9 protein-coding genes are annotated in these 12774 nt (G+C 72.3%); 3 read left to right on the top strand and 6 right to left on the bottom strand.

Annotated features, from left to right (window positions below; translation table 11 throughout):
* Positions 1–54 precede the first annotated feature (54 nt).
* Positions 55–996 carry an FAD-dependent oxidoreductase gene (locus AB0924_RS23150; protein WP_358932394.1) on the top strand — a complete coding sequence of 314 codons (942 nt, stop codon included), beginning with the start codon at positions 55–57 and terminating at the stop codon, positions 994–996.
* A 4-nt stretch (positions 997–1000) separates the two neighbouring features.
* Here the strand turns inward: AB0924_RS23150 and AB0924_RS23145 are convergent, their stop codons facing one another.
* Positions 1001–2950: a Xaa-Pro dipeptidyl-peptidase gene (locus AB0924_RS23145; protein ID WP_366912391.1), complete on the bottom strand. Its 1950-nt coding sequence runs from the start codon at positions 2948–2950 to the stop codon at positions 1001–1003.
* A 172-nt stretch (positions 2951–3122) separates the two neighbouring features.
* Here AB0924_RS23145 and AB0924_RS23140 point away from each other — a divergent pair, with 172 nt between their 5' ends.
* Entirely contained in the window at positions 3123–4616 is a 1494-nt protein-coding gene (locus tag AB0924_RS23140; protein WP_366912390.1) for a M1 family metallopeptidase, read from the top strand.
* A gap of 12 nt (positions 4617–4628) precedes the next feature.
* Here the strand turns inward: AB0924_RS23140 and AB0924_RS23135 are convergent, their stop codons facing one another.
* A complete protein-coding gene (locus AB0924_RS23135) occupies positions 4629–5546 on the bottom strand; it encodes a PfkB family carbohydrate kinase (protein WP_358932388.1) in 918 nt (305 codons plus the stop codon).
* Positions 5547–5680: 134 nt separating this feature from the next.
* Positions 5681–7147, bottom strand: a complete 1467-nt coding sequence (locus AB0924_RS23130; protein ID WP_358932386.1) for an amino acid permease — start codon at positions 7145–7147, stop codon at positions 5681–5683.
* A 212-nt stretch (positions 7148–7359) separates the two neighbouring features.
* Between AB0924_RS23130 and AB0924_RS23125 the strand changes: the two genes are divergently transcribed.
* Positions 7360–8070, top strand: a complete 711-nt coding sequence (locus tag AB0924_RS23125) for a MerR family transcriptional regulator (protein ID WP_358932384.1) — start codon at positions 7360–7362, stop codon at positions 8068–8070.
* Here AB0924_RS23125 and AB0924_RS23120 read toward each other — a convergent pair.
* From AB0924_RS23120 to AB0924_RS23110, 3 genes are all read right to left on the bottom strand, one after another.
* A complete protein-coding gene (locus tag AB0924_RS23120; RefSeq protein WP_366912389.1) occupies positions 8065–10245 on the bottom strand; it encodes a 3-hydroxyacyl-CoA dehydrogenase NAD-binding domain-containing protein in 2181 nt (726 codons plus the stop codon). The genes AB0924_RS23125 and AB0924_RS23120 overlap by 6 nt on opposite strands.
* 41 nt (positions 10246–10286) lie before the next feature.
* Complete coding sequence (locus AB0924_RS23115) at positions 10287–11501, bottom strand: acetyl-CoA C-acetyltransferase (protein ID WP_358932380.1); 1215 nt, start codon at positions 11499–11501, stop codon at positions 10287–10289.
* Positions 11502–11584: 83 nt separating this feature from the next.
* Positions 11585–12736 carry a CaiB/BaiF CoA-transferase family protein gene (locus AB0924_RS23110; RefSeq protein WP_366912388.1) on the bottom strand — a complete coding sequence of 384 codons (1152 nt, stop codon included), beginning with the start codon at positions 12734–12736 and terminating at the stop codon, positions 11585–11587.
* Between the last annotated feature and the right edge of the window lie 38 nt (positions 12737–12774).

The following is a 12774-nucleotide window of genomic DNA, read 5'->3' as shown; positions in this document are numbered from 1 at the left end:
CCCACACGGGGACGGGTGTGAGCGCTGCGTGGCACATTCGCTTAGCGTCTGGGTGTGAAACGCGAGTCGAGTGACGAAGTGATCGTGGTCGGCGGCGGGATCGCCGGGCTGACGACCGCCGTGGTGCTGGCCGAGTCCGGGCGGCGGGTGCGGGTGTGGGCGCGCGAGCCCGCGGAACGTACGACCTCGGCGGTGGCCGGCGGGCTGTGGTGGCCGTACCGGATCGAACCCGAACCGCTGGTCGGTGCCTGGGCGCTGGAATCCCTCGCCGTGTACGAGGAACAGGCGGCCCGCCCCGGGGAGACGGGCGTACGCCTGGTCGAGGGCGTACACGCGGGGACGCGGCTGGACGAGCTGGGCGCGTGGGCCGGCCGGGTGCCGGGGCTGCGGGCGGTGCCCGAGGGACTGGCGGCACGGCTGCCGGTGATCGACATGCCGGTCCATCTGGCCTGGCTGCGGGATCGGTTGGCGAAGGCGGGCGGCACGGTCGAGGAGCGGGAGGTGACCGACCTCGCGGCCGTGCCCGCCGCTGCAGTGGTCAACTGCACGGGCCTGGGCTCCCGTTCACTGGTGCCGGACCCGGCGGTGCGCCCGGTGCGCGGGCAGCTCGTGGTGGTGGAGAACCCGGGGATCACCACCTGGTACACCTCCGTCGACCACTCCTCCGCCGCCTCGGCCTACTTCATCCCGCAGCCCGGTGTGCTGCTCCTCGGCGGTACGGCGGAGGACGGCGACTGGTCGCTGGAACCGGATCCCGCGACCGCCGGGGCGATCGTCGCGCGGTGCGCGGAGATCCGGCCGGAGATCGCCGGGGCGCGGGTCCTGGCGCACCGGGTGGGTCTGCGGCCCGCCCGGGACGCGGTACGCCTGGAACGGCGGTCGCTGCCGGACGGACGGCCGCTGGTGCACAACTACGGCCACGGCGGGGCCGGGATCACGGTGGCCTGGGGGTGCGCCCGCGAGGCGGCCGGGCTGGTGACGGGCCCGGCCGCCTGACGGGTCAGGGCGCGGGGATGTGCCCGGTCAGGTCCGGTGTGCCGACGCCGGTCAGCCGCCGGGGCGCCGGAGCGGCGGCCGTGCTGCCGGCGGTGGCCCCGGCGAACGCCGCCGTGCCTCCGGTCAAGGGGAGCCGGGCCGATGTGCGGGACAGGTCGAGGGTGAGGGCCGGCCGGGTGGACGGCGGGTCGATGAGGTCCTTGTCCGTGCCGGCGATGATCAGTGCCAGCCGGTGGCCCCGGGGGACGACGTGGTCGGTGGCGGCCAGGTCGAGGGTCATGGTGACGGCCTTGCCCGGGGTGAGCGGGACGCCCTTGCCGAGCGAGGCGTGGTGGCCGAGGTCGGCCCAGCCCCGGCTGAACACCGTGTAGTCGGTCTCCGCGGTTCTGGCCGCGGTCTTCTTGAAGCAGGCGCTGTCCCCGGGTGTGCTCTCGCCCCAGCAGGTGCGGTCGGCGAGCGTGGTGATGCCCTCGGCCGCGTCGGCGTAGTCGCGGACGGTGTCCGGGCCGAGGTCCACCAGGACGGCGGACAGGTGGGCCGAGGTGGTGGTCGGGGTGACGGTGACGGTCACCCGGGAGGAGCCGGACAGGCGCAGGTCGCGGGTGAGCGGTGCGGTGAGGAAGCCGGCCTTCTCGGGGGTGGGGGTGGTCAGCCGGGCGGCCCAGTCGGTCTCGCCGAGCGCCGGGTCGTCGGTGAAGGTCTCGGTGCCGGTGGCCGGGCGCAGGCCGAGGGTGCCGACGCCCGCCCGCGCGCCGGGGGCCGGGCGCAGGGTGGTGGTCCGGGTGCCGTGCGGCGGCCAGGCCTTCGAGGTCACCCACTGGTCGGGGTGGCGTTCGATGTCGGCCATCGGCTCGCGGTCGATGCCGTTGTCGTAGCCGAGGAGTTCGTGGTCGAACCAGCGGTGCAGGGTGTCGACCCAGGCGCCGCGCCGGTAGTCGAAGGGGTCGACATGCCCGGTCTGGGAGAGCCAGATCTTGCGTTCGACACCGTGCTTCGCCAGCGCGTCCCACCACTGGCCGAAGTGCTTGGTGCGCACGTTGAGGTCCTGCATGCCGTGGGCGAGGAACACGCTCGCGCGTACCCTGGCCGCGTCCTTCACGTAGTCGCGCTCGGTCCACAGCGGGGTCCAGTCGCCGCTCGGCGGGCTGCCGTCGGCGAGCTTCTTCCGGACGGCCGCGCAGCGGGCGTGCGCGGCGTCGCTCTCGACGTAGCCGGCCAGTTCGTCGGGGCCGCCGTCGTAGAGCGGGGCGCCCTGGGCGAAGTAGTAGTCGTACCAGGAGGAGATGGCGCTGATCGGGACGATCGTCCTCAGGCCCCGTACGCCGGTGGCGGCGACGCCGTTGGCGATGGTGCCGTCCCAGCTCTTGCCGATCATGCCGGTTCTGCCGTTGGTCCAGCCGGCCCTGACGGTCGTGGAGCCGGTGCGGGTCGTGTAGGCCCTGGCGCGGCCGTTCAGCCAGTCGATCACGGCCTTGGCGGACTGGATCTCGGAGCGGCCGCCGACGTCGACGCAGCCGTCCGAGCGGTTGGTGCCGGTCAGGTCGACGCCGACGAAGGCGTAGCCCCTGGGCACGAAGTAGTTGTCGTAGAACAGCGGCATCTGGACGACGCGGCCCTGGGCGTCGTACGTCTTGAGCTGGCTCTCGTTGCCGCGTCCGCAGCAGGAGTAGTACGGGCTGGCGTCCATGACGACCGGCACCTTGCGGCCCTGGCGGGCCGGTTCGGAGGGCCGGACGATGTCGGCGGCCACCCGGTCGGTCCGTCCGTCGCCGTCCGCGTCGAGACCGGTGTCCACCCAGACGGCCTCGCGGACGGCGTGTGCGTAGGAGTAGACGGGCCGGCTCTCGCGTGGCGCGGCGTGGGCGCCGGACGGGGTGAGGAGGGCGGCCGTCAGGGCTGCGACGGCCACGGTCGCGAGCGTTCTCCAGGTCGTGAAGCGCGTGCGTGTCGGCATGCGCGGACGGTACCCCCGTCAACTCCCGCGCAGAAGAGGGCTTTACGGCAGCCGGGTGGCGTATTGCGGCCGAATGGCGATCGTGTGACGGCAGGGGCCATGGACAGGCCGGGGGCCACAGCGACTGAATAGGCTCCGAACAGACTTCCTGTCCCGAAGACTTGGAGCTGACGTGCACCGCAGAATCATCGCGCCGGGCGCACTGGCGGCGGCCTCCCTCCTGCTGGCGATCCCGGCATCGGCCGCGAACCACACCCCGGGCGCGCCGGGCATCGGCGACCCCTACTACCCGAACTACGGCAACGGCGGCTACGACGTCTCGCACTACGACCTGCGGCTGCGGTACCAGCCGGGGACGGACGAGTTGCGGGGCACCGCGACCGTCCTGGCGCGGACCACGCAGGACCTGTCCAGTTTCGACCTGGACTTCCTGCTGGACGTGAGCGAGGTGCGGGTCAACGGCAGCAGGGCGGCCTTCGCGAGGTCGGGCGAGCACGAACTCGTCGTCACGCCCGACAAGCCGCTGGCGAAGGGCACACCGGTCACCGTCGTGGTCCGCTACAGCGGGGTGCCGTCGGCGAAGAGCGCCTACGGGTTCACCACCTGGCACCGCACCCCGGACGGCGCGGTGGCCGCCGACGAGCCCGAGGCCGCCTGGTGGTGGTTCCCGAGCAACGACCACCCCAGCGACAAGGCCACCTACGACGTGTCGGTGGCCGTGCCCGACGGCACGCAGGCCATCTCCAACGGCACGCTGCAGTCGACGGTCTCGAAGCTCGGCTGGACCACCTACAACTGGCGGCAGAACAAACCGCAGGCGACCTATCTGGCCACACTCGCCCTCGGGAGGTTCGACATCACCACCGGCACCTCCGACGGCGGGGTGCCGGTCCTCAACGCCTACAGCAAGGACCTGGGCGACAACGACGGGGCGGCGCGGGCGAGTGTGGAGCGCACCGGGGAGCTCGTGGACTGGCTGAGCGGCTACTTCGGGCCGTACCCGTTCGCCTCGGCCGGCGGATACGTGCCCAACACCACCACCGGGTACGCGCTGGAGACGCAGACCCGGGTCTACTACAGCCCGAAGCAGTTCGCGTCCGGCTCCAACACCTCGGTGGTCGTGCACGAGCTGGCCCACCAGTGGTACGGCGACGACGTGTCGCTGAAGGGCTGGAAGGACATCTGGATCAACGAGGGCTTCGCGCGCTACGCCCAGTGGCTGTGGTCCGAGCACGAGGGCGAGGGCACCACGCGGGAACTCGCCGACTACGTCTACGCCTCCCACCCCGCCGACGACGCGTTCTGGACGGTCGCGCCCGGTGACCCGGGCCCGGACCACCAGTTCGACGCCGCCGTCTACGACCGGGGCGCGCTCGCCATCCAGGCGCTGCGCGAGGATATCGGCGACGACGCCTTCTTCGCCGTGCTGAAGGGCTGGCCGAAGGAGCACGCGTACGGCAACGCGTCGGTGGCGGACTTCCGGAAGTACGCCGAGCGGGTGTCGGGCAGGCCGCTGGCCGCGCTGTTCGACACCTGGCTGTTCCAGCCGTCGAAGCCGGCCGCGCCCGCGGCCCGCGCGGCGTCGCTCGCGGGGGCGGGCACGGACGTGGCGCGGCCCCGGTCGTGGAAGCGGATCGCGGCGACGAACGACGTGCACGGGCACTGACGCCCGCACGGCTCAGGCCGTGACGGCGGCCATCCGCCCGACGAGGGCGTCGCGACCCATCGGCTCGGCGCGGGTGGCCGGGACCGTGCAGGCGTGGGCGCCGGCGACCGCCCCGTACCGCGCGCAGCGCAGGGGAGGCTCGCCGGTGAGCCGGCCGTAGAGGAACGCGGCGGCGAAGGCGTCGCCCGCGCCGTTGGAGTCGACCACCGGCGCGGGCGGGGCCACCGCCGGTATCCGGGTCAGCTCGCCGTCGGCCAGCAGATACGCGCCCTCGGCCCCGGCGGTGGCGACGACGACCTCGGCCCGGCCGCGCTCGGCGATGCGCCGTACGGTGCGCTCGGGGTCGGACAGCGCCGCAGCGGAGAGGAAGACGACGTCCGCCGCGAGCGCGAACGGCTCGTGGTAGGGGTTCTCGCCGTCCCAGTCGTGCAGGTCGGTGGAGAGGGGCACGCCCGTCCCGGCCAGCACGGGCAGGGCCTGGGCGCAGGGCTGGGTGATGGTCACGTGGACGTGCCGGCTCGCCGTGGCGAGCGCGCGCAGGGTGTCCTCCGGGAAGCGGTCGCCGGGGTGGGCGCGGCTCGTGTCGTACAGGGACAGCCGCCGGCCGTCCGGGCCGACGAGGTTGACCGCGCGCTTGGTCCCGGCGGGGCCGGGAAGCGCGGTGAGCCCGATGCCCCGGTCCCGGTGCAGGGCGCGCACGAGGTCGCCCTCCGGATCGTCGCCGATCAGGTCCAGGTGGTGGGTGCGCAGGCCCAGCGCGTCCAGCCCCAGGGCGACGAAGTCGCCGGTCTGCCCGGCACGGGTACGGATCCCGGAGTCGATCCCGTAACTGTCGGCGTACGGCAGCGGAAGTTCCGGGACGTAGACGATCGTGTCCACCCCGGCTCCGCCCAGCACGAGCACGTCGATCGCTTCGCTCTGCGAGGTCATCCCCCACCCTCCCCGTGGCCGTACACCGTCGGACCGCAGCTTATGCGGGGCACGCGGGCGGACACACCGGGTTCGATCACTTCCCCGGCGAGACCACTCAGGGCGGTCCGGTCGTCTCGCCGGGGGTCTCGCCGCTACTTCGTCAGCCGGGACAGTTCCTGGTCCGTGTTCTGGGACACGCGGCGGCGGACGCCGAACCAGCCGGCGACCAGGAGGACGGCGATCAGGGGGATGAGCAGGAGAGTCTTGCGGCCGACCTCGGGGTCGTTCCACATCATGCCCAGGCAGGCCAGCAGGAAGACGATCGTGGCGATCTCGGCGACCGGGCTGAACTTGAGCTGGAAGTGCGGCCGGGTCACCAGGCCCGCGCGGGCGCGGCGGACGAAGATCAGGTGGCAGACCATGATGATCACCCAGGTGCTGATGATGCCGAGGGAGGCGACGTTCAGCACGATCTCGAAGGCCTGGCTGGGCACCAGGTAGTTCAGGCCGACGCCGAGCACGCAGACCGCGCAGGTCAGCAGGATGCCGCCGTAGGGCACCTGGCTGCGGTTCATGCGGGCGGTGAACTTCGGCGCCGAGCCGGCCGTGGCCATCGAGCGCAGGATGCGGCCGGTGGAGTAGAGGCCGGAGTTGAGCGAGGACATGGCGGCGGTCAGCACGACCAGGTTCATCACGTCGCCGGCCGCCGGGACGCCGATCTTGGACAGCACCGTGACGAAGGGGCTCTGGTCGGCGGAGTACACCGAGCCGGGCAGCAGCAGGGCGAGCAGCACGACCGAGCCGACGTAGAACAGGCCCACGCGCCACATGATCGAGTTCACCGCGCGCGGGACGACCTTCTCCGGCTCGGCGGTCTCGCCGGCGGCGACGCCGACCAGTTCGAGGGCCGCGTACGCGAAGATCACGCCCTGCATGACCAGGACGACCGGCATCATGCCCTGCGGCATGATGCCGCCGTGGTCGGTGATGACGCTCAGGCCGGGCTTCTCGCCGCCGACCTCGTGCTGGGTGGCGAGCAGGAAGATGCCGACGAACATGAAGCCGACCAGCGTCGCGACCTTGATGATCGCGAACCAGAACTCCATCTCGCCGAAGATCTTCACGGAGATCAGGTTCACCGCCAGCACCACCGCGAGGGCGATCAGCGCCAGCACCCACTGCGGGATGGCCGTGAACAGGCTCCAGTAGTGCGTGTACAGCGCGATCGCGGTGATGTCGGCGATGCCGGTGGTCGACCAGTTCAGGAAGTACATCCAGCCGGCGACGTAGGCGCCCTTCTCGCCGAGGAACTCGCGCGCGTAGCTCACGAAGGACCCGGAGGACGGGCGGTAGAGGACCAGCTCGCCGAGGGCCCGTACGACGAAGAAGGCGAAGACGCCGCAGACCAGGTAGGCCAGGGCGAGTGCCGGGCCCGCGGTGTGCAGGCGGCCACCGGCGCCCAGGAAGAGGCCGGTGCCGATGGCACCGCCGATGGCGATCATGTTGACGTGGCGGGCCTTGAGGTCCTTGCTGTAGCCGGCGTCGCCCGCGTCAGCGGGGGTCCGGTCCACCTGGGGGCGGGCGGTGGCCTGTGCCGATTCCACGGCGTCCTTGCTCACGGGTGGTTCCACTTCCTGGTGCGCCCGGGCCTCGTGGGTCCGGGGTTCGTGCAGGTCCTGGCCCGCACCACCCTTGTGTGTCGCGGTACAGACCAAGGCAGCAGCTTCCCAGGGAGATCAGCATCTATGCGATGATCCATGTCACATCGGGGCACTTCTCACATGGTCGACACATGTTTCACACCATTGGTGAGACAGCGATACTGCTGCACATGACGACGGACGCCACGACCGGGGGCGGGGAGCCCGCCCTCACCATCGACGAGCTGGCCGCCCGGGCGGGCGTCACGGTCCGCACCGTCCGCTTCTACGGCAGCAGGGGCCTGCTCCCGCCGCCGGAGATCGGCCCGCGGCGGGTGGGGCACTACGGCGCCGGGCACGTGGCGCGGCTGGCCCTGATCGAGGAGCTCCAACAGCAGGGCATGACCCTGGCGGCGATCGAGCGGTATCTGCGGCAGCTCCCGCCGGACCTCAGCCCGCACGACCTGGCCATCCACCGCGCGGTGGTCGCGTCCTGGGCACCGGACGCGCCGGAGGAGGTGTCGCGGCGGGAACTGGAGCGGCGGGCGGGGCGGCCGCTCACGTCCGGGGACATGGAGCGGCTGGCCGCGATGAACGTCGTCCGTCAGGAGGACGAGGACACCTTCCGCCTCGATGCCGGGCTGTTCCGGCTCGGCCTGCGGCTGCTGGACGTACCGCTGTCGCAGGAGGCGATACTCGCGGCGCGCGAGGTGCTCGTCGAGCACTCGCGCGCCGCGGCCCACGAGCTGGCCCGGCTCTTCCGCGGCGAGGTGGCGGAGCGTGACGCCCGGGACGTGCAGTCCCTGTCGGCACACATGCACCCGCTGGTGGTGCAGGCGCTGCTGTCCACGTTCCAGCGCTCGCTGCGGGAAGAGCTGAGCGAGTGGCTCACCGGGTCATGAGCGGGAGTCGCCGAACCGCTCCCCCTTCTCGGCCTTGGCCACCAGCAGCGCGGGCGGGGTGAACCGCTCGCCGTAGCGCTCGGCGAGCTCACGCGCGCGTGCGACGAATCCGGGCAGGCCGCCCTCGTAGCCGTTGATGTACTGGAGCACGCCACCGGTCCAGCCCGGGAAGCCGATGCCGAGGATCGAGCCGATGTTGGCGTCGGCGACCGACGTCAGCACGCCCTCCTCCAGGAGCCGTACGGTGTCGAGCGCCTCGGCGAAGAGCATCCGCTCCTGCATGTCCCGGAACGGGATCTCGTGTCCGGGCCGCGTGAAGTGCTCGCGCAGGCCTGGCCAGAGCCCGGCCCGCTTGCCGTCCTCCGCGTAGTCGTAGAAGCCGGCGCCGCCGCTGCGGCCGGTGCGGCCGAACTCGTCGACCAGGCGGTCGATGACGGCGTCCGCGGGGTGCGCGGTCCAGGTGCCGCCCGCCTCCTCCACGGCCCGCCTGGTCTCGCCCCGGATCTTGCGTGGGAGGGTGAGGGTCAGCTCGTCCATGAGGGACAGCACCTTGGCGGGGTAGCCGGCCTGGGCGGCGGCCTGCTCAACGGAGGCGGGCTCGACGCCCTCGCCGACCATGGCGACGCCCTCGTTGATGAAGTGGCCGATCACCCGCGAGGTGAAGAAGCCGCGCGAGTCGTTGACGACGATCGGCGTCTTGTTGATCTGCCGGACCAGGTCGAAGGCCCGGGCGAGGGCCTCGTCGCCGGTGCGCTCGCCCTTGATGATCTCGACCAGCGGCATCTTGTCGACGGGCGAGAAGAAGTGCAGCCCGATGAAGTCGCCCTGGCGCTCCACGCCCTCGGCCAGCGCGGTGATGGGCAGGGTGGAGGTGTTGGAGCACAGCAGCGCGTCGGGCGCGACGACGGACTCGATCTCCTGGAAGACCTTGTGCTTGAGCGAGGTGTCCTCGAAGACGGCCTCGATGACCGCGTCGCAGCCCGCGAGGTCGGCCGCCTCGGCGGTGGGCGTGATCCGGGCGAGCAGCGCGTCGGCCTTCTCCTGGCTGGTACGGCCCCTGGCGACGGCCTTGGCGCACAGCTTCTCGGAGTAGCCCTTGCCCTTGACGGCCGCCTCCAGGGAGACGTCCTTCAGGACGACCTCGATGCCCGCGCGGGCACAGGAGTAGGCGATCCCGGCGCCCATCATCCCGGCGCCGAGGACGGCGACCCTGCGGACCGTGCGGGGCTCGACGCCCTTCGGGCGGTTGGCGCCGGAGTTGACGGCCTGGAGGTCGAAGAAGAACGCCTGGATCATGTTCTTCGAGGTCTGCCCGGCGGCCAGCTCCACGAAGTAGCGGGCCTCGATGACCTGGGCGGTCTCGAAGTCGACCTGCGAACCCTCGACGGCCGCGGCCAGGATGTTGCGCGGGGCCGGGTAGGGGGCGCCGTTCGTCTGCTTGCGCAGGGTGGCCGGGAAGGCGGGCAGGTTGGCGGCGAACTTCGGGTTGGCGGGCGTACCGCCGGGGATCCGGTAGCCGGGCCGGTCCCAGGGCTGCTGCGACTCGGGGTTGGCGTCGATGAAGGCGCGGGCCTTGGCGAGCAGTTCCTCGGGCGTGGCGGCGACCTCGTGCACCAGGCCGTTCTCCTGGGCGCGGCGCGCGTTGTACTGCTGCCCCTGGAGGAGCACCTTCAGCAGCGCGTCGGCGATGCCGAGCAGCCGTACGGTGCGTACGACGCCGCCTCCGCCGGGGAGCAGGCCGAGGGTGACCTCGGGGCAGCCGATCCTGGTGCCGGAGGTGTCGAGGGCGACGCGGTGGTGGCAGGCGAGGGCGAGTTCGAAGCCGCCGCCGAGGGCCGCGCCGTTGATGGCGGCGACCACCGGCTTGCCGAGGGTCTCGATGCGGCGCAGGTTCCGCTTGATGGCGAGGCCGCCGTCGAACAGGTCCTGGGCGGTCTCCGGGGTGACCCGGACCAGGTCGCGCAGGTCGCCGCCGGCGAAGAAGGTCTTCTTGGCCGAGGTGAGGATGACGCCGCGGATGGAGTCCTTCTCGGCCTCCAGCCGGTCGGTGATCGCTGCGAAGGAGTCGCGGAACGCCTGGTTCATGGTGTTCGCGGACTGGTTCGGGTCGTCCAGGACGAGGGTGACGACCCCGGTGTCGTCCTGCTCCCAGCGGATGGTGGTGCTCTCGGTCATGACAGTCGTCTCCGTTGAAGTCTCTTGGTTCCGCAGGGAGGTCAGACGCGCTCGACGATGGTGGCGATGCCCATGCCGCCGCCCACGCACAGGGTGGCCAGGCCGTAGCGCTTGTCCTGGCGCTCCAGCTCGTCGATGAGCGAGCCGAGGATCATCGCGCCGGTCGCGCCCAGCGGGTGGCCGAGGGCGATGGCGCCGCCGTTGACGTTGACCTTGTCCAGGGACAGGCCCATGTCCTTCACGAAGCGCAGCACGACCGCCGCGAACGCCTCGTTGATCTCGACCAGGTCGATGTCGTCGATGGTGAGCCCGGCCCTGGCGAGCGCCTTGCGGGCGGCCGGGGCGGGGCCGGTGAGCATGATGGTGGGCTCGGAACCGGAGACGGCGGCGGAGACGATCCGCGCGCGCGGGGCGAGGCCGTGCCGCTCGCCGACCTCCTTGGAGCCGATCGCGACCAGCGAGGCTCCGTCCACGATGCCGGAGGAGTTGCCCGCGTGGTGGACGTGGTCGATCTTCTCCACCCAGTGGTACTTCTGCAGGGCGACCGCGTCGAAGCCGCCCAGTTCGCCGATGTCCGCGAACGAGGGCTTGAGCCCGGCGAGCGAGTCGGCGGTGGTGCCGGGGCGCATGTGCTCGTCGTGGTCGAGGACGACCAGGCCGCTGCGGTCCTTGACGGGGACGACGGAGCGGTCGAAGCGGCCCTCCTTCCAGGCGGTGGCGGCGCGCTCCTGGGACAGGGCGGCGTACTCGTCGACGTCCCGGCGGGAGAAGCCCTCGACGGTGGCGATGAGGTCGGCGCCGATGCCCTGCGGTACGAAGTTGACGGACAGGTTGGTCATCGGGTCGTTGAACCAGGCGCCGCCGTCCGAGGCCATCGGCACGCGGGACATGGACTCCACGCCGCCGGCGAGGACCATGTCCTCCCAGCCCGAGCGGATCTTGGCCGCGGCCAGGTTGACGGCTTCGAGGCCGGAGGCACAGAAGCGGTTCTCCTGGAGGCCGGCGACGGTGTCCGGCAGCCCGGCGGCGATCGCGGCGATGCGGGCGATGTCCGACCCCTGGTCGCCGACGGGGCCGACCACGCCGAGCACGATGTCGTCGATGGCGGCCGGGTCGAGGCCGGGGAAGCGGTCGCGGATCTCGTGGATGAGGCCGACGACCAGGTCGATGGGCTTCGTGCCGTGCAGGGCGCCGTTCGCCTTGCCGCGGCCGCGCGGGGTGCGGATCGCGTCGTACACGTACGCTTCGGTGCTCACTGATGTGCCTTTCGGGAGGGTGGGCCGAGCGGGGCTCGGTCGCCGAGGGCGGGGTGGGTCGTCGGGTGGCCCGGTGGCCGGGGTCAGTCGGCGTCCGGGGCGAGGTCGTCGTCCACGAGGTCAGGTATGCCCCAGTCCCGCGCCACCGTCCCGGTGTCGGCGCCCGGCTGGGCGGGGCCGGTGCGGACGGTGGTGGGGGTCGCGGAGAAACGGGGGGCGGGGGCCGGCTGGGTGATGCCGCCGTGGTCGGTGAAGGTGCCGCGGGCGGCCAGGTGCGGGTGGTGCGGGGCCTCGCGCAGCGACAGCACCGGGGCCACGCAGGCGTCCGAGCCCTCGAAGAGGGCCGTCCACTGGTCCCGGGTGCGGGACTTGAAGCGAGCGGCGACCTGTTCGCGCAGCTCGCCCCAGCGGCTCCAGTCGTCGTGGGCCGGGGCCAGGTGGTCCAGGCCGAGCAGGTGCAGGAACTCCGCGTAGAACCGTCTCTCCAGGGCGCCGACCGCCATGTGCCCGCCGTCGGCGGTCTCGTAGGTGCCGTAGTACGGGCAGCCGCCGTCCAGGAGGTTGACGCCGCGCCGGTCCTGCCAGCCGCCGGCGGACAGCATGCCGTGGATCATCGCCGACAGGTGCGCGGTGCCGTCCACGATGGCCGCGTCCACCACCTGACCGGTGCCGGTGGCGCGCGCGTGGTGCAGGGCGGCCAGGACGCCGACGACCAGGTAGAGGGAACCGCCCGCGTAGTCGCCGAGCAGGTTGGCGGGGACCGCGGGAGGCTCGCCGGGGCGGCCGATCATGCCGAGGGTGCCGGTGAGGGCGATGTACGTCACGTCGTGGCCGGCGCGGTCGGCGAGGGGGCCGTCCTGGCCCCAGCCGGTCATGCGGCCGTAGACCAGCCGGGGGTTGCGGGCGTGGCAGGCGGCGGGGCCGACGCCGAGCCGTTCGGCGACGCCGGGGCGGTAGCCCTCGATGAGGATGTCGGCGCGGTCGGCGAGGTCGAGCACGCGCGCGGTGCCGTCCGGTGTCTTGAGGTCGACGACGACCGAGCGCTTGTTGCGGTTGGTCACGTCGTGCGCCGGGTCGATCCCGAGGCCGGGGCCGCCCGGGCGGTCCACCCGGACCACGTCGGCGCCCAGGTCGGCGAGGAGCATGGCGGCGAACGGGCCCGGCCCGATGCCGGCCAGTTCGACCACGCGCACACCCGAGAGCGGACCGTGGCCCGGCGTCCCTGCCGTCGTCATGCCGTCCTGCCCCCAAGTCCATGTGACACAACTGATGT

This window comes from Streptomyces sp. NPDC047869, from assembly GCF_040704065.1.
In the GTDB taxonomy this organism is placed as follows: domain Bacteria; phylum Actinomycetota; class Actinomycetes; order Streptomycetales; family Streptomycetaceae; genus Streptomyces.
Note: the sequence above shows the minus strand (reverse complement) of the source record. Positions and strands in the feature narration are given on the sequence as shown.

Excerpts from the sequence above, each read along its gene's own strand:
- AB0924_RS23145 (WP_366912391.1), bottom strand. The coding sequence starts at position 2,950 with ATGCCGACACGCACGCGCTTCACGACCTGGAGAACGCTCGCGACCGTG.
- AB0924_RS23135 (WP_358932388.1), bottom strand. The coding sequence starts at position 5,546 with ATGACCTCGCAGAGCGAAGCGATCGACGTGCTCGTGCTGGGCGGAGCC.
- AB0924_RS23125 (WP_358932384.1), top strand. The coding sequence starts at position 7,360 with ATGACGACGGACGCCACGACCGGGGGCGGGGAGCCCGCCCTCACCATC.
- AB0924_RS23120 (WP_366912389.1), bottom strand. The coding sequence starts at position 10,245 with ATGACCGAGAGCACCACCATCCGCTGGGAGCAGGACGACACCGGGGTC.
- AB0924_RS23110 (WP_366912388.1), bottom strand. The coding sequence starts at position 12,736 with ATGACGACGGCAGGGACGCCGGGCCACGGTCCGCTCTCGGGTGTGCGC.